The sequence below is a fragment of the Pseudoalteromonas sp. SWYJZ98 genome, from assembly GCF_015864495.1.
Taxonomy (GTDB): Bacteria; Pseudomonadota; Gammaproteobacteria; order Enterobacterales; family Alteromonadaceae; genus Pseudoalteromonas; species Pseudoalteromonas distincta.
The window spans coordinates 55,008-71,654 of the sequence record NZ_JADYXA010000017.1; the positions used below are offsets into that span (position 1 = coordinate 55,008).

At 40.7% G+C, this 16,647-nt stretch carries 15 protein-coding genes; 6 read left to right on the plus strand and 9 right to left on the minus strand.

Features of this window, described 5'->3' with window-relative positions:
- Window positions 1-2 precede the first annotated feature (2 nt).
- Window positions 3-1,676, minus strand: coding sequence for a urocanate hydratase (hutU, locus tag I6F10_RS11665; protein ID WP_165742854.1), 1,674 nt, complete (start codon window positions 1,674-1,676; stop codon window positions 3-5).
- Between the two features lie 66 nt (window positions 1,677-1,742).
- Window positions 1,743-2,450 (minus strand): histidine utilization repressor, encoded by a 708-nt coding sequence (hutC, locus tag I6F10_RS11670; protein ID WP_002959947.1) that lies wholly within the window; start codon window positions 2,448-2,450, stop codon window positions 1,743-1,745.
- Window positions 2,451-2,569: 119 nt separating this feature from the next.
- Between hutC and hutI the strand changes: the two genes are divergently transcribed.
- On the plus strand, window positions 2,570-3,817 hold the full coding sequence (gene hutI / locus I6F10_RS11675; protein ID WP_165742855.1) for an imidazolonepropionase: 1,248 nt from the start codon (window positions 2,570-2,572) through the stop codon (window positions 3,815-3,817).
- A gap of 120 nt (window positions 3,818-3,937) precedes the next feature.
- Complete coding sequence (locus I6F10_RS11680; protein WP_002959950.1) at window positions 3,938-5,602, plus strand: EAL domain-containing protein; 1,665 nt, start codon at window positions 3,938-3,940, stop codon at window positions 5,600-5,602.
- Here I6F10_RS11680 and I6F10_RS11685 read toward each other — a convergent pair.
- Window positions 5,599-6,648 (minus strand): formimidoylglutamase, encoded by a 1,050-nt coding sequence (locus tag I6F10_RS11685; RefSeq protein WP_197098869.1) that lies wholly within the window; start codon window positions 6,646-6,648, stop codon window positions 5,599-5,601. The genes I6F10_RS11680 and I6F10_RS11685 overlap by 4 nt on opposite strands.
- Before the next feature lies 1 nt (window position 6,649).
- Window positions 6,650-7,147, minus strand: coding sequence for a ribonuclease E activity regulator RraA (gene rraA, locus I6F10_RS11690; RefSeq protein WP_002959955.1), 498 nt, complete (start codon window positions 7,145-7,147; stop codon window positions 6,650-6,652).
- Window positions 7,148-7,348: 201 nt separating this feature from the next.
- Here rraA and I6F10_RS11695 point away from each other — a divergent pair, with 201 nt between their 5' ends.
- The 3 genes from I6F10_RS11695 to I6F10_RS11705 all read left to right on the plus strand — a co-directional run bounded on the left by I6F10_RS11695 (window position 7,349) and on the right by I6F10_RS11705 (window position 10,906).
- Window positions 7,349-7,888 carry a phosphatase PAP2 family protein gene (locus I6F10_RS11695; protein WP_197098870.1) on the plus strand — a complete coding sequence of 180 codons (540 nt, stop codon included), beginning with the start codon at window positions 7,349-7,351 and terminating at the stop codon, window positions 7,886-7,888.
- The gene (locus tag I6F10_RS11700; protein WP_165742857.1) at window positions 7,885-8,916 is read left to right on the plus strand and encodes an MJ1255/VC2487 family glycosyltransferase; all 1,032 of its coding nucleotides are present in this window, start codon (window positions 7,885-7,887) and stop codon (window positions 8,914-8,916) included. Before I6F10_RS11695 ends, I6F10_RS11700 begins: the two co-directional genes overlap by 4 nt.
- 109 nt (window positions 8,917-9,025) lie before the next feature.
- Window positions 9,026-10,906 (plus strand): methyl-accepting chemotaxis protein, encoded by a 1,881-nt coding sequence (locus tag I6F10_RS11705; RefSeq protein WP_197098871.1) that lies wholly within the window; start codon window positions 9,026-9,028, stop codon window positions 10,904-10,906.
- A gap of 29 nt (window positions 10,907-10,935) precedes the next feature.
- Here I6F10_RS11705 and I6F10_RS11710 read toward each other — a convergent pair whose 3' ends face one another.
- The 5 genes from I6F10_RS11710 to priA form a co-directional block, all read right to left on the minus strand.
- The gene (locus I6F10_RS11710; RefSeq protein ID WP_165742858.1) at window positions 10,936-11,310 is read right to left on the minus strand and encodes a gamma-butyrobetaine hydroxylase-like domain-containing protein; all 375 of its coding nucleotides are present in this window, start codon (window positions 11,308-11,310) and stop codon (window positions 10,936-10,938) included.
- A gap of 62 nt (window positions 11,311-11,372) precedes the next feature.
- Window positions 11,373-12,701, minus strand: a complete 1,329-nt coding sequence (hslU, locus tag I6F10_RS11715) for an HslU--HslV peptidase ATPase subunit (RefSeq protein ID WP_197098872.1) — start codon at window positions 12,699-12,701, stop codon at window positions 11,373-11,375.
- A gap of 11 nt (window positions 12,702-12,712) precedes the next feature.
- Complete coding sequence (hslV, locus tag I6F10_RS11720) at window positions 12,713-13,231, minus strand: ATP-dependent protease subunit HslV (protein WP_002958366.1); 519 nt, start codon at window positions 13,229-13,231, stop codon at window positions 12,713-12,715.
- A gap of 79 nt (window positions 13,232-13,310) precedes the next feature.
- Window positions 13,311-13,838 carry an SPOR domain-containing protein gene (locus I6F10_RS11725; protein ID WP_024596311.1) on the minus strand — a complete coding sequence of 176 codons (528 nt, stop codon included), beginning with the start codon at window positions 13,836-13,838 and terminating at the stop codon, window positions 13,311-13,313.
- A 20-nt stretch (window positions 13,839-13,858) separates the two neighbouring features.
- On the minus strand, window positions 13,859-16,045 hold the full coding sequence (priA, locus tag I6F10_RS11730) for a primosomal protein N' (protein ID WP_024596312.1): 2,187 nt from the start codon (window positions 16,043-16,045) through the stop codon (window positions 13,859-13,861).
- Window positions 16,046-16,275: 230 nt separating this feature from the next.
- On the opposite strand from priA, the gene rpmE reads away from it, so the two are divergent.
- Window positions 16,276-16,491: a 50S ribosomal protein L31 gene (gene rpmE, locus I6F10_RS11735; RefSeq protein WP_002958369.1), complete on the plus strand. Its 216-nt coding sequence runs from the start codon at window positions 16,276-16,278 to the stop codon at window positions 16,489-16,491.
- The last annotated feature ends 156 nt before the right edge of the window (window positions 16,492-16,647 follow it).

The window sequence follows — 16,647 nt, forward strand, 5'->3', positions numbered from 1 at the left end:
GATCATTCCTCGTTTAACATAGGTAGGTCTAAATTTTGTTCTTTAGCGCAGTTTTTTGCTATGTCGTATCCGGCATCAGCATGGCGCATTACACCTGTTGCAGGGTCGTTCCACAGTACACGAGCAATACGCTCTTTAGCTTCATCAGTACCATCGGCAACAATAACTACACCAGAGTGCTGACTAAACCCCATGCCTACACCACCGCCATGATGAAGCGATACCCAAGTAGCACCGCCTGCGGTATTAAGCAGAGCATTTAATAGTGGCCAATCGGAGACCGCGTCGGAGCCATCTTTCATACTTTCAGTTTCACGGTTAGGACTGGCAACTGAGCCTGAGTCGAGATGATCTCGTCCAATAACTACCGGCGCTTTAAGCTCACCGCTTTTAACCATATCGTTAAAGGCAACAGCAAGGCGCGCTCTATCTTTTAAACCGACCCAACAAATACGTGCAGGCAAGCCTTGAAATTGAATTCGCTCACGCGCCATATCAAGCCAATTATGCAAATGCTTATCATCAGGAATTAGCTCTTTTACTTTTGCGTCTGTTTTGTAAATATCTTCAGGATCGCCAGATAGTGCTACCCACCTAAACGGACCAATCCCTTCACAAAATAATGGACGAATATACGCAGGCACAAATCCAGGGAAATCAAATGCATTACTCACGCCTTCTTCTAGGGCCATTTGACGAATATTATTGCCATAGTCGGTTGTTGCTGCGCCCGCATCTTGCAGTGCCAACATCGCCTTTACTTGGACTGCCATTGACTGTTTAGCCGCTTTTATAACTGCTTGTGGGTTATCGATTCGCATTTTAGCTGCGTATTCCATACTCCAATCTTGTGGCAGGTAACCGTTAAGTGGATCATGAGCTGAGGTTTGATCGGTGACTATATCGGGAGTAATACCACTTTTTACTAAGGTACTAAAAACATCAGCCGCGTTACCGAGTAAACCCACAGAAAGCGCTTCACCTTTTATGCAAGCATCTGTTATTAATTTTAGTGCATGCTCAAGATCTGTGGCTTTTACATCGACGTACCCTGTTTTTATCCGAAAATCGATACGGCTTTCATCACATTCCACCACTAAGGCACTAAAGCCAGCCATGGTTGCAGCTAATGGTTGTGCACCGCCCATTCCTCCCAAGCCACCTGTTAACACCCACTTACCTTTGGCATCGCCTGAGAAATGTTGTTTTGCCATAGCTACAAAGGTTTCGTAAGTGCCTTGAACAATTCCTTGAGAGCCAATATAAATCCAAGAGCCAGCGGTCATTTGGCCGTACATCATCAAGCCTTTCTTATCTAACTCATTAAAGTGTTCCCAGTTAGCCCAGTGCGGAACAAGGTTAGAATTTGCAATTAATACCCGCGGTGCATTGCTATGAGTTTTAAATACCCCCACTGGTTTACCTGATTGCACCAATAAGGTTTCGTCATCTTCAAGGCGCTCAAGCGTCTCAATTATTTTGTCATAGCTTGGCCAATCACGGGCTGCACGGCCAATACCACCATATACAACAAGTGCATGAGGATGCTCTGCAACTTCAGGGTCTAAGTTATTCATTAGCATGCGCTTAGCAGCTTCTGTTTGCCAGCTTTTAGCACTTATTTTATCTCCATGAGGTGCACGTATTACGCGACTTGTGTCGAGTCGGTTGTTCATGTTTTGCTCCTGTTGTATATACAAGGTGATTTGTTATAAAAAAAGCGCAGTAAGCGCTATTGTTTGTTATTTTTTAAATGTTAAGTGGCCACCTAAGCGATATTTACTGCCAGGTGATACAAGGCGCGCAAAGCTTACAATGCCTTTAACAGACCAGGTGCGTCGGATCACTTGTAAGCATGGCTCTTCATTATATAAGTTTAACCATTGGCACATTTCGCTGTTTGGCATAATGGCCTCTACTGTATGCCTTGCTTGGGTAAGTGGGGCAACACTAGATAGATATTCATGAGGTGTAAGCATGCTAAAGTCTTGTTGTAAGTAGCCAGTCGCAAGGGCAGGGTTTACAAAACGCTCTTCTAGCTGCAAAGGGCTGTCGTTTTCGTTATGCACAAGTACACTTCGATATACAACACTGTCAACCTCAACACCAAGTGCAATGGCAATAGGTGCGACTGCATTTATTGATTCGAGTATGAGTACACTACAGGTGTAGTTGCCGTTACGCTCTTTTACTTCATCAGCAATATTTTTTATTTCAAGTAACGATGACTGCGATTTAAATGTAGCTACAAATGTACCTAACCCTTGGCTGCGGGTTAAAATACCTGCCTCGGTTAATTCGCTTAGTGCTCTGCGGGCTGTCATCCTGCTTACACTAAATTGACTACTTAGTTCGTTTTCAGAGGGAACACGTTGGTTTTCTTGCCACGTACCGCTGCGAATTTTATCAACAATGAATTGTTTTATTTGCGCAAATTTAGGTGTCGTCATTAAATTTATGGTTACATTAAAAATAAACTATATAAATAAGATGACACAATTACCTTGTATATACAAGATGGGTTGTTAGACTATATTTTCATTATTCACGGTGTAAAAAGGGCTGCGATATGCAAAGCACAACACAAAATTATGAGTTAGAAGAAATCGACTTACTTTTAACTGATGCCAATATTGCCACTATGGATAGCAATATAAATGCCCCTTATGGCGCAATTGAAAATGCTGCTATAGCCATTAAAAATGGTAAAATTGCGTGGATTGGAGAGCAATCGACATTGCCTAGTTTTGATGTGTTTGCAACGCCGACATTGAGTGTAAAAGGACAGTGGTTAACGCCGGGCTTAGTAGATTGCCATACTCACTTAGTATTTGCAGGTTCAAGATCGCAAGAGTTTGAACAGCGTTTGCAAGGCGTAAGCTATGAGCAAATTGCGGCACAAGGCGGTGGCATAGCAAGTACGGTTAAAGCCACAAGAGCAGCCGACCGTGAACAATTGTTTGTTGATGCAAAAGATCGCTTAAATACGTTGTTAAAAGAAGGTGTAACCACCGTTGAAATAAAGTCTGGTTATGGGCTAGATACAGAAAACGAGATAAAAATATTAGAAGTCGCTCGTTTATTAGGTGAACATCACCCTATTGATATTAAAACTACTTTTTTAGGGGCGCATGCTCTACCGCCTGAATACAAAGGCCGTGCTGATGAATATATTGATTTAGTGTGTACTGACATGCTAGATCAGGTAGTGGCTAATAATCTTGCTGATGCAGTCGATGTATTTTGTGAAAATGTTGGGTTTAGTTATTCGCAAACCAAACGTGTTTTCCAGGCGGCTAAAAAGCATAACCTCCCAGTAAAATGCCATGCTGAGCAGTTATCTAATCAACAGGGTGCTAAGCTGGTGGCGCAGTTTAATGGCCTTTCGGCGGATCATATTGAGCATCTAGATGAAGAGGGTGTAAAAGCCATGGCAGACGCTGGGACGGTAGCGGTGTTATTGCCAGGTGCATTTTATTTTTTAAGAGAAACTAAATTCCCACCTATTGAATTACTTAATCAATATAAAGTACCTATAGCTATTGCGAGTGATTTTAACCCAGGTACTTCACCGCTGTGCTCAGTGCACTTGATGATGAACATGGCATGCACATTGTTTAGATTAACACCCGAGCAAGCATTAGCTGGTGTTACTCGAAATGCAGCTAAAGCACTAGGTTTAGACGACCGTGGTATTTTAAAGGTTGGCGCAAGAGCTGATATTGCGCATTGGCAAATAAGTCATCCATCACAATTAAGTTACCAATTTGGCGTAAATAAACTGTTAAATTTATGGATTTTGGGTAGAATTAATTAGTTTGTATTATTTTTACCCACATATAACTTGGTTTAAACTTTTTTAGCGAATACGGATGCCGTTAATTTGAACATACTAACCGACAGTAATTTCCCAATATTTTTTAGTGGTGCACTATTAATGGCGATGATCGCCACTTTATTTGCTGTTAAAAATGCCAGTATTAAATTCAGCTATTTATGCACAGCTGCTGTTGGTTTAGCTATCTTAAGCAGCGGTGCGGCTTGGCTTGCTATTTTACTAGCCTTTGGGTTTTGTTTTCACTTATGGCAAGCATTTGAGCGAAATAATTGGAGCATGATAATTACCAGCTCAATGGCTGGTCTTTTATTTGTTGTTCTATTTTCAGCTCATTTATTATTGGAAGTTCCGCTATTTTGGGTTGTGTTAGCAATATTATTATTAGCTATTGTTGGCTTTTTAAATGATGAAAGTGCTGAAATAGAAGTCGTTATAGAGCCAGAACCTGAAGGTGATGCATTTATTGAAGAGTCTCCGCTTTCAGTTTTTGCAGATAGAAAACAGTTACGCCAAGGTTACTATGCATGGTGCGACAACAAACAAATAAGCGCAGCGTTAATCGTTATTCGCCTTGAAGGCTTTGAGCAAGTTAACCAGCATATTGGACGCGACTTTGGCGATATACTGTTAGCGCAATCGGCTAATCGAATAAAAGAGCTACTTTCAAGTGACGAAATAGTGACTTTAACTGGGCAAGAAAAGCTAGCTCACTTAGGGGGTCTTAACTTTGCATTTATTTGTAGTTTCGCGAATCAAAAACACTTACATGAATTAGTTATTGACCAAATACTGGGTGCAACGCTTAAGCCATTTAATGTTGCTAACTGCACTGTAGAAGTAAAAGCTAGAGCGAGTTATGTTGATTGTAATGAGCAAGATAACAACTTTGATAATTTAATATCGTACGCATACCTAGCACTCGATAGCCACCCAGATCGCAAGGTTGTGCCTTATCATCAACAAATGATGATTGAATTGCGAGAGCAACAAGCGCGACTAAAGGAATTAGCAAATATTGATTTTTCGAGCGAGTTAGAGCTTTATTTTCAGCCTATTATTTGTAACGAAAACGGTCAAATTGAGTTTTTAGAATTACTACTGCGTTGGCAGCACCCTAAGCAAGGGATTTTATCCGCTAACAGGTTTATCGACGACATTAGAATTGCAGGGCTTGGTTATCCACTCGCTAAATTTGTAATAGAGAGAGCTGCTGAGCTTGCAATGGCGCTTAGAATAGAAGGTATTTCTATACCGCTTAGCATTAACGTATTTGGTCCTGAAATGCTTAACGAAGAGTTTATTGAATTTGTTGATGTTGTTTTAAGTGAGCATCACTTGGAAGCTGGCGATTTAATTGTTGAATGCCCTTTGCATATTTTTGCGGGACTAGATGATAAAGGCAGAGGCATGATCGCAAGGCTTAATAACATAGGCTTAAAAGTATGTGTTGATGGACTTGGTGATAACCCGGTACTGCTTTCTAAGTTACCAAGTCTAGCGGTAGAGTATATTAAGGTTTCACCTTCACTTACTGCTGACTTTAGTAATCAAAACAATATACGTAGTTTAGTTAGCGGAATGGTTGAAATGCATAACCAACAAAAAACAAAAGTGATTTTTGAAGGGGTAGAAACACTTGAGCAACTTAAGTTTGTAAAAAGCTTAAAAGGTTATGCTGCCCAAGGTTATTACTTTGGTCACCCGCTAAGTAGTATCGGTTTAATGAGCTGGCTAAAAGAGTGGCGATTAGTTCAACAGCGCTAAGTGTTTTCTTTGGCTTGTAGGTAGCTATTCACAAGTGCACTGATCACTTGCCCTACATGGGCAGCACCGGCATCTAACCCGCTAGGGTGCTGGCTAGGCGCTGCTTCACATAAATGTAAGTACTTAGAGTGGCGATGGTTTGCTGCTAAGTGCACAAAGTGCTCAGTGTCATTCACACTAAATCCGCAACATGTGTACGCACTAACCGGCATGTAAGTAATACTATCTAAATCAACTTCAATACCCAGTGGTAAATTGTTAAAATTACTTAATGCGTTTTCAATTGCCTGCGTGAGTGTAGTTTTTCGCTTAACTTGTATTGATTGATAGCTATCAAACGTAAAGTTAGCTTCACTCATTGCATCTATAATTGCTTGATTGTTTTTTATCTCATGTAAGCCAATAACGTGGTAATTACTTAGATGTTGCTCGTTATAAGCGTAGCGAAAGCCATTGCCGCTATGGCGACCTTCACATTCTCTAAAGTCGGCATGAGGGTCAAAGTTGATAGCATTAATAGGTGTATTTTTTGACTTACTCAGGGCACGGATAATTCCCAAGCAATTGTTATGACCTCCGCCAATAACGATTGGCTCAAGCCCCGCTTTAAAAATAAGGCTCAATACCGACTCTACGCGTTCATCAAGCTGTTGGCATAAATCTCGTAATTGAGTTAATTGCTGGCCTTGCTGATTATTAAGCTGGTTGCTTTGCGCCATTAAATCATCAGTATTAACTTCACCCAATAAAAGCACTTTTTGAGTGGCAATAAATTGATTGTGAGGTTGGTTTAAAAAGCGTTTTAAAAAAGCAGGCCATGCTTCGTTTGCACCACCATTTCCTAAGTTTGCTTTTGGGCCGATATCTTCGCAAATACCCAGAAGTACATAGCGGATACCAAATTGAGCAGCGTCAACAAGTGCTTGTTGCAGGTTTACTTGGGTGTCGAGCAAGGCCATTGATTGCCATGCTTTTTTCTCATTTGCGCGGCTAGAGCAAAGTGTTCTAACCGCGCTTTCATCATATACTTTTAAATGGGAAGTCACGTTATACTTCTACAACTTCCAATTCTAATTCTTCTGCAGATAAAACAATGCCTGTGCTATCTGCATAAATAAAGTCGTCATCAAAAAATGATACCCCAGCAAAGTTAACGCCTATAGCATCTTCACCAGCACCTTCGCTGTCGGCTGCAACAGGGATTGAAGCAATTGCTTGAATGCCTAAATCAAGCTCTTCAAGCTCATCAACGTGGCGTACTGCGCCGTAAACAACAATACCATTCCAGTTGTTTTCAAGTGCTAGCTCAGCCAGTTCAATGTCGATTAGTGCGCGACGAGTTGAGCCGCCACCATCAATAAGAAGTACTAGGTCTGTACCATCTTGAGAAAGTAATTCGCGGATGAGTTCATTATTTTCAAAACATTTAACCGTTTTAATGCGGCCACCAAAGCTGTGTCGACCACCAAAGTTGATGAACATAGGTTCTAGCACGTCAACCACGTCAGCAAAGTGGTCGCATAAATCAGAAGTGCTGTAATCCATTATTTTATCCTCAAAAGGTACATTAATTTATATCTCAGTATACCCTCCTTATAAGCAATAACAACGACTTAATCGCAGTAAATTTAGGCAAAACAAGCGCAAAATCATTAATCGCAATAATAGTGTATTAAAAGCGTCACTCAATTGTTATTTACAACACATAAGCTAAACCGGTGTTCATATGTTATGCAATGAGGGATGGTGATGAATAATAATATGCTTAAAAAGGTAACTCAGATAGATGAGCAATTATTTTTAACTTTGTTTAATTGCAATTTACCGAGGTGGTTTAAAACAATGGCCTTTGGTTTGTCTAAAAGCGGTGATGGTGGGCTTTATATATTAATATGCTTAGCAGTGTGGTGGCTTAGTAATAATGAACAGCACCAATTATTGCCTGTCACTATATTAATTGGTTTTGCTATAGAAAGACCTATTTACCTACTAGCTAAAAATAGATTTGCTCGGATCCGTCCATGCGACTGCTTAGTAACAAATGCCTATATAGTACCGAGCGATAAATTTAGTTTACCATCGGGTCACAGTGCTGCTGCCTTTTTAGTGGCAATTATATTAAGCCATTTTTTTCCAGAATATGCATTACTACTATTTAGTTGGGCTACCGGCGTTGCTATGTCTCGTGTGGTATTGGGTGTGCACTTTCCTGCTGATATTATAATAGGCGCAACGATTGGTAGTTTTTGTGGTTTATTTGCGTTAGCACTTGTGGTGCCTGCATGAAAATATTGTATGGAGTACAAGGTACCGGTAATGGTCATATAACGCGCGCTCGGGTTATGGCAAGCTGCTTTAATAAGCTCGGTATTGATGTTGATTATGTGTTTTCAGGGCGCGCAAATAAAGATTACTTTGATATGCACGAATTCTCAGATTATAAAGCGTATCGCGGTTTATCGTTTAGCACTGAAAATGGGCAAGTTAAAAATTTAAAAACACTTAAAAACATGCGAATTTGTAAGTTGGTGAGTGATATAAAATCGCTTGAGATAAAACAGTACGATTTTGTACTTAACGACTTTGAGCCTGTGACAGCATGGGCTGCAAAACGGGCAGGTATACCCGTTATTGGCATTAGTCACCAAGCAGCATTTTTGTCAGATAACGTACCTATGTTTGGTCGTGGCGTCCTGAGAAAATCACTTATCAAGCATTATGCACCAGCGACTACCTACTTAGGCGTGCACTGGCAACCATTTGCAAATAATATAATACCGCCTTTTATTGCTCATCATAATCACGACAACCCTGTAGCAGTAATGAACAAGGTATTGGTATATTTACCTTTCGAAAACTTAGATAGCGTTGTTGATTATTTAAAAGACTTTCCCGAAAAAGAATTTTATTGCTATCACCCAAATGCCACCAATCAATCTTTTGGACATATACATTTACGAGCCCCTTCACGCTCTGGTTTTTTAAACGACTTAGCAAACACAAGTGGCGTTATTGGTAATGCGGGATTTGAGCTTGCCAGTGAAGCGCTTAAGTTAGGTAAAAAGTTACTATTAAAGCCTTTAGATGGTCAGTTTGAGCAAGCAGCAAATGCAAAAACTTTATTTGCCATGGGCATGGCGCATGTTATGAACTATTTAAACCCACAAGCCCTTGATGATTGGAATAGCGCACCGCAAAACAAGCAGATAAATTACCCCAGCGATCCCGCGCCTTTAATTGATTGGTTGGTTAAACAACAATGGAATAACACACAATCGTTACATAAAGGTTTGTGGGATAGTGTCGCCTTATAGCCATCACATTTAAACTGTTTAGAATTACCAATAATAAAAAGTTAAATTAATTAGTCGCTTTTGATCTATTAGCTATAATAAAAATGCATATTCAAAAAAGGTGTTAGCGATGAGTTTTTTACAAAACTTAACAATTAAACGACGTTTACAACTAAACGCAGTCGTTGTTGGTTTAGCAATGGTGGTCCTTTTATGCGTGATTATTTTTGAATCACGTACAACCTTGAGCTTAAACAAGACTATTCAATTAGCAGAAGAGCTCAACGTACATGCATTAGCATTGCGTAAACATGAAAAAAACTTTTTGTTTTATAAACAAGAAGACGCGTTAACTGCATTTGAAACGGGTTTTGAGCAGTTAAGTGATAAAGTAAAAAAGTTACAACAGTTAATGGCTAACCAAAGTATCGCACAGGAGCAGGTCCAGCACTTTGAGCAACTAATAAATAGCTATAATAATGATTTTGAAACTGTTGTTAAGCTTCAAAAAGAGATTGGTTTAACCCCGACCGACGGGTTATATGGCAAGCTTAGAAGCTCGGTTCATGAAGTTGAGCAACTATTAAAAGAGCAGCAAAATTACCAACTGCTGTCGTCAATGCTGCAACTAAGACGCTCAGAAAAAGATTTCATGCTGAGATTTGATATTAAGTACCTAGGGCGTTTTAATGAGGGAATTAATACATTTAAGCAGCAGATAGCTGCAGCACAGCTGCCAAGCGACTATAAAGCACAAATTAATCCTTTGATTGATATATACCAAAGCGAATTTCAAACACTTGTGCAGGCGCAAACTAAGCTAGGGCTAGATCTTGAGTCAGGCGCACTTGGAGTAATGCGTGACAGTGTAGATAAAAGCGACGCCATTGTTTCTAAAATCGTTAAAGACACTAAGTTACAAGTAGAGCAAAGTGTAGAGCAGGCTCAATTTTTAGCTATTTTGGTATTTGTGATTGCAGGTGTGATTGTATTAGCACTCGTTTATTTTACAAGCCACTCCATTATTGTACCTATTGAGCGGGTTTATCACACCATTAACGATATTCGTCGTAATAATGATTTGAGCGTGATGATAGAGCAAACTGGTAAAGACGAAATTACCACCATGACGGTCGACTTTAATAGCTTAATAGGCGATTTTAAGAACTTAATTAACGAAGTTAATGGTGCTCTAAACACGCTTAATGTAGCAACAGAGCATTTATCACAAAGTACCGCAGCAACAAGCTCTGGTATGCAAGAGCAACTACATGAAGCCGACATGGTTGCAACGGCAGCCACCGAAATGCAGGCGACGATTCAGGATATTTCACATAATACTGAAGCGGCTGCGAAAAAAGCAGAGTCAACAAATTTAAGTGCACAACAAGGGCGCAGTGAAGTAGATTCTACCGTTAAGCACATTAGGGCCCTATCTGATTCGCTGGGGAATGCATCAAATGTAGTGTCGCAACTTGAAAAAGATGGTGAAACAATTGGTTCAGTGCTTGATGTAATTCGAGGGATTGCAGATCAAACAAATTTACTTGCACTTAATGCGGCAATAGAAGCGGCCCGTGCTGGTGAGTATGGTCGTGGTTTTGCTGTTGTTGCAGATGAGGTTCGTTCATTAGCAAAGCGTACTCAAGAGTCTACAAGTGAGATTGAAGGTATTATAAGTACCTTACAGCAGCGTACTCAAGAAGTGGTGAGTATTATGCACAAATGTCGCTCTCAAGGTGATGAAAGTGCCTCACAAGCAATTAAAGCAGGTGAGCTATTAGGCGCAATTACTGAAGATGTACAAACAATAATGGAAATGAGCTCTCAAATAGCAGTTGCTATTGATGAGCAAAGCCAAGTGGCATCAGAGGTTAATAAAAATGTAGTAAGAATTCGCGATATTGCACAAGACGCAACTGAACATGCTGCTAACAATGCGCAAACAAGTGAAGAAGTCTCTGAGCAGGCTCGCGTTCTGTTCACTGCAATTGATAAATTTAAGGTTTAATAACGCTTAATAGAACGGGCCTATAAAGTTTAAGGAACAAATTTTATAGGCACGCTATCTTTACTTTTTTCGTGTTCAGTTAGCCGCGCTAAATATTCACTCCACAATGTATCTTGTTGCTGTTGTAGTTTTTCAAAGTAGCGCCAGCTAAATAGTCCGCTGTTATGGCCATCGTCAAAATCTAAACGAAGTGCGTAATACCCAACAGGTACAATACTTTTTATTCCTACAGCTTGCTTATTAAGTACTAGCTTCATTGGGCCAGAGCCATGGCCCTGCACTTCAGCTGAAGGGGAGTGTACACGTAAAAACTCACAGCTAAATACAGCTTTACTGTCATCATCAAAGTAAACATCTAGATTTTTACTTACACTGTGGTAATGCACTTTTGTTACGTGTTTCATTTAATATATCCCATTAAAAAGCCCCCAATCTGGAGGCTTTTAGTATAACGTTTATATTCGTTTTATAGAATAAAGCGGCTTAAGTCTTCATCTTCAACAAGTGCACCTAAGTGTTTTTCAACATAAGCGGCGTCGATTACTAATGACGAGCCTGCTTTTTCAGAAGCGTCGTATGAAATTTCTTCCATCAATCTTTCCATTACAGTGTGTAGACGACGAGCACCGATGTTTTCGGTTTTCTCGTTAACTTGCCAAGCTGCTTTGGCAATACGCTCAATTGCATCGTCGCTAAACTCAATCGATACCTGCTCAGTTTTAAGCAGCTCTCGTTGTTGCTCGGTAAGCGATGCATGAGGCTCTGTAAGGATGCGTTTAAAGTCATCTGCAGTAAGTGCTTCAAGTTCTACTCGAATCGGTAAGCGGCCCTGTAGCTCTGGGATCATATCTGATGGCTTCGCCATCTGAAACGCACCAGAGGCAATAAACAGTATATGGTCAGTTTTAACCATTCCGTGCTTAGTATTTACAGTTGAACCTTCAATTAGCGGTAGTAAGTCGCGCTGAACACCTTCACGGCTCACATCTGGACCTGAAGAATCGCCGCGCTTACAAATTTTGTCTATTTCATCAATAAACACAATACCGTTTTGCTCTACTGCAAAAATAGCTTGCTCTTTTAGCTCTTCAGGATTTACTAATTTAGCGGCTTCTTCTTCCGTTAATAGTTTGAAGGCTTCTTTGATTTTTAGTTTACGCTTAGTGCGCTTATCGCCGCCCATGTTTTGAAACATGCTTTGTAGCTGGTTGGTCATATCTTCCATACCAGGAGGCGCCATAATTTCTACGTTTGGTTGTGCTTGTGCTAAATCGATTTCAATTTCTTTATCATCTAGCTGACCTTCACGTAGCTTTTTACGGAACGTTTGGCGAGTTGATGAGTTATCATCACGCTGCGTTTCGCCGTATTGATCTTTCGCTGGTGGTAAAAGGGCATCTAAAATGCGCTCTTCTGCTGCTTCTTCGGCGCGATGTTTAAATTTCTTAGTCTGCTGTTCGCGAGTCATTTTAATTGATACATCGACTAAATCGCGGATGATAGTCTCAACTTCTTTACCAACATAGCCAACTTCAGTGAACTTAGTCGCTTCTACTTTAATAAAGGGTGCGTTAGCAAGTTTTGCTAATCGGCGGGCAATTTCTGTTTTACCTACACCGGTTGGACCAATCATTAAAATGTTTTTTGGTGTTACTTCGCTGCGTAAATCTTCTTTGAGTTGCATGCGGCGCCAGCGGTTACGAAGTGCGATAGCCACTGCTTTTTTTGCTTTAGCCTGACCTATAATGTGCTGATCTAGCTCGTGAACAATTTCTCTTGGGGTCATATCAGACATGATAGTTCCTATTATAATTCTTCGATTGTTTGGAAGTTATTAGTAAATACGCAGATGTTGCCTGCAATAGTTAAGCTTTTCTCTACTATTTCACGAGCGCTTAAATCTGTATTTTCTAAAAGGGCGGTTGCAGCTGATTGTGCAAAGTTACCACCACTGCCAATTGCAATTAGGTCGTTTTCAGGTTGAACCACATCGCCATTACCGGTAATAATTAAAGAGGCTGTTTCGTCTGCTACAGCGAGCAGCGCTTCGAGTTTTCGAAGTGCACGGTCGCTGCGCCAATCTTTAGCCATTTCTACTGCGGCTTTAGTTAGGTTTCCTTGGTGCATTTCTAATTTGCTTTCAAAGCGTTCGAAAAGAGTGAAGGCATCAGCAGTACCGCCGGCAAAACCAGCGATTACTTTGCCATTATAAAGACGTCGAACTTTACGGGCGTTGCCCTTCATTACGGTATTACCAAGAGACACTTGGCCATCGCCGCCAATTACAACCTTGTCGCCACGGCGTACACTTACGATAGTAGTCATGTTATTCCTCATCATCGAGCTGCAGAGGCAACTCGTAAAAAACGATTATGAAGAGGTTATATGGGTGAATGGTTTATTTTCAAGTCCAGCCCCAAATTCCGCAGCCGACTATTTTTACACGTTTAAGTTTGTTTTTATCACTTTCGGCTTGGCGTTTGGTTTTATAAGGGCCTAAGCGCACTTTATACCAAGTACCATTGCTGCCTTCAGCCTGTTTTATTTCAGAAATGAGGCCTGCAAATGCTATTTTAGCTTTTAGCGATTCCGCTTGTGCGTGGGTTTTAAACGAACCACACTGCATAACGTAAGGGCCTTTTTGCTCAAGTTCTTTCACTTCAACTTGAATCTCGTGGTTTCTAATTTCTTTAATAAACTCTGGTGTGCGTGGAATAACCACTTCTACTTTTGCGGGCGCAGTGGGGTTTGCTTGTTTTTCGACAAGTTTTGGATCTGCATTACTTTTAATAAACCATAATGTATAAGCAAAACCACCGACGAGTAAGATGGCTATGACAGCTAAAAGAATAGGAAATGGTTTTTTAGCGGGTGCGTTTTTTTTACTGTTTCTGCCTGCAGGCTTTTTGTTAATATAATCGTGCTGTGCCATGGTGTTATTTTGGCCTTAACCTAAATCATGTCTATAGGGTCTACGTCTAAGCTCCAGCGTACTTTTTGTGCAAGTTTACTTGAACTTAAATAATCAACCATTTGCGCAAGGTACTGATGTAATATGCGGCGATCTTGCGCTTGAATATGTAATTGAAAACGATACATACCTGCGACTTTTTCAAGTGGAGCAGGGATCGGACCGAGCAATTGTATACCAGATACCCCATTCACAGGAACCAAATCTGTCAAAAAATCGACGACTAGCTTAATGCTGTGTCCTTGTGCACGGACAATAGCCATATTTGTAATGGGTGGTAAGTCTGCATCATCGCGTTCACTCAGTGCAAAGCGAGCAAAGTCTTGGTAACCATTATTAACTAAGTCTTGTAAAAGCGGGTGCTCTGGAAAGTGTGTTTGTAATAATACTTGCCCAGGCTCCCCTGAACGCCCAGCTCGCCCCGCGACCTGAGTAACTAACTGTGCTAAATGCTCTGTCGCCCTAAAGTCGCATGAGTATAAACCGCTATCTACGTCTAAAATTATAACAAGGCTTACATCTGCAAAGTGATGGCCTTTGGCAAGCATTTGTGTGCCAACTAAAATGCGTGCACCGCCTAGGTTTATTTCATCTAGTGCTTTTTCAAGGCTGCCTTTACGGCGAGTTGAATCGCGGTCTATGCGAGTAACGGGTGTATCTGGAAACTCGGTCGATAAAAACTCTTCAATTTGCTCTGTACCTTTGCCATTTGGAAATATTTGCGTACTTCCACAATCAGGACATTGGTGAGGAACAGGGTATTGATCGCCACAGTGATGACAAATCATTTGCCCAATCGCTTTATGAAATGTGGCGCTGGTACTGCAGCGTTTACATTCACTTAGCCAGCCACATTCATGGCAAATAAGAGTGGGTGAGAAACCTCGACGATTTAAAAAAACCATAACCTGTTTACCGCGATTTAAGTGTTGGCGCATAGTTGCAAGGCTTGCATGTGCAATACCTGCTTGGTCGGGTTGGCCTTTCATATCGAGTAACTTAAATTGGTTATCTGTCGCAGTTTGCGCGCGCTCGGTTAAACTTAGTAGCTGATATTTGTTATTAATTGCTTTGTGAAGTGTTTCAAGTGCGGGTGTAGCACTGCCTAATATAAGTGGTATTTTATGCTGAAAAGCTCTGTATGCAGCTAAATCACGAGCATGGTAACGAAGGGTATCTTGTTGTTTAAATGATGAATCGTGCTCTTCATCGACAACTATCATACCGAGTTTTAAAAATGGCAGAAAAATACTCGAACGTGTGCCTATAACTATTGCACAACTGCCTTTTTCGCAAAAACGCCATGTTTGCAATCGCTCGTTGTCGGTAAGGGCTGAATGCCAAAGCATAATGGGTGTATCAGGAAAGCGGCGACGAAAACGGTTTACAGTTTGTGGCGTTAAGCCTATTTCTGGCACTAATACTAATGCTTGCTCGCCACGTTTGAGTACTTCTTCTAGGCACTGTAAATACACTTCTGTTTTACCACTGCCAGTTACGCCTTCTAATAAAAAGCTGCTAAATCCATTACTTTGATTTATTGCTGTACAGGCAACCGCTTGTTCTTTATTAAGTACAGGTTTACTACCGACAGTTGGTGCAACGCTTTGCCATTGGTTATCGTGTTCAATAGTTTGCGTAATGAGTTCTTTATCTATTAGGCTATCTATTGTTTTTTTACTAAAGCCAAGAGCTTTTAATTCGGTTAACGATGATTTCCCCGATTGCGACAACTGCTTTAATAAATTGAGTTGTGTTTTGGCTTTTAATGACGGTACTTTTGCGCCTTTTTCTGTCAGAGCAACCATGTTAATACTGGTTTTATCTGGCGATTCACCTTGGCGAAGTGCACTCGGTAGCGCTATGTGAATAGTTTCGCCTAAGGGATAGCAATAATAGCGGGCAGTAAAGCTAAGGAGTTCTAAATGTTGGGCGCTTAAAATAGGGGTATCGTCTATTACCTCTATAATATTCTTAATTTTATCTAAAGGGACGTCGGTACTGTTTTTAATACCCAGAACAACAGCTACTTTTTTTTGATTACCAAAAGGTACTAAAACCCGCATGCCCGGTAGTATGGGTGTTGATAAGCCACTGAGCTGCTCTTCTATTTTATAATCAAAGGTGCGTGGAAGCGGGACTTTAATAGCAACTTCAACAAAACTCATAACAACTCAACCCGTAAAATTAATGCTGTAATGTACTAAAAATACCGCTAAAAACCTACTAGCAATAGTACTTGAGAAAGAGATTGTTCACTTTTTTAGCGAAAAGATAAATAAATACTTGTGCAGGGGAAGGTTGTTGGATAAAATCCGCCACCAACAAATTTGTTTTAACGACGTATGGTGCCAGACTTCGGGTTTGGAGAGCGATGCGGCCTTAACTAGAGGTTCCTATGAAAGAAGGTATTCACCCTAAGTACGAAGTAATTTCTGCAACATGTTCATGCGGAAACAAATTCGAAACTAGCTCAACTCTTTGTAAAGACATTCACTTAGACGTATGTTCTGCGTGTCACCCGTTTTACACTGGTAAGCAAAAGATTTTAGACACTGGCGGCCGTGTTGATCGCTTCAACAAGCGCTTCGGTGCACTTAGCAGCAAGAAGTAATTATTGCTGTTTAGTTAAAAAAAGCACCTTAGGGTTAATGCCAGTCAGTTAAGCTGACTGGCATCTTTCTTTTTATGGGGATACTTAGATGGTTTTGGCTTAACCCATCGGGGATATCTTCTATCCTCTCGTCTAGCTGGAAGCTTAAATAAGACC

Coding starts and splice junctions, on each gene's coding strand:
- hutU (WP_165742854.1), bottom strand. CDS start 1,676: ATGAACAACCGACTCGACACAAGTCGCGTAATACGTGCACCTCATGGA.
- hutC (WP_002959947.1), bottom strand. CDS start 2,450: ATGACGACACCTAAATTTGCGCAAATAAAACAATTCATTGTTGATAAA.
- hutI (WP_165742855.1), top strand. CDS start 2,570: ATGCAAAGCACAACACAAAATTATGAGTTAGAAGAAATCGACTTACTT.
- I6F10_RS11680 (WP_002959950.1), top strand. CDS start 3,938: ATGGCGATGATCGCCACTTTATTTGCTGTTAAAAATGCCAGTATTAAA.
- rraA (WP_002959955.1), bottom strand. CDS start 7,147: ATGGATTACAGCACTTCTGATTTATGCGACCACTTTGCTGACGTGGTT.
- I6F10_RS11700 (WP_165742857.1), top strand. CDS start 7,885: ATGAAAATATTGTATGGAGTACAAGGTACCGGTAATGGTCATATAACG.
- I6F10_RS11705 (WP_197098871.1), top strand. CDS start 9,026: ATGAGTTTTTTACAAAACTTAACAATTAAACGACGTTTACAACTAAAC.
- I6F10_RS11710 (WP_165742858.1), bottom strand. CDS start 11,310: ATGAAACACGTAACAAAAGTGCATTACCACAGTGTAAGTAAAAATCTA.
- hslU (WP_197098872.1), bottom strand. CDS start 12,701: ATGTCTGATATGACCCCAAGAGAAATTGTTCACGAGCTAGATCAGCAC.
- hslV (WP_002958366.1), bottom strand. CDS start 13,231: ATGACTACTATCGTAAGTGTACGCCGTGGCGACAAGGTTGTAATTGGC.
- I6F10_RS11725 (WP_024596311.1), bottom strand. CDS start 13,838: ATGGCACAGCACGATTATATTAACAAAAAGCCTGCAGGCAGAAACAGT.
- priA (WP_024596312.1), bottom strand. CDS start 16,045: ATGAGTTTTGTTGAAGTTGCTATTAAAGTCCCGCTTCCACGCACCTTT.
- rpmE (WP_002958369.1), top strand. CDS start 16,276: ATGAAAGAAGGTATTCACCCTAAGTACGAAGTAATTTCTGCAACATGT.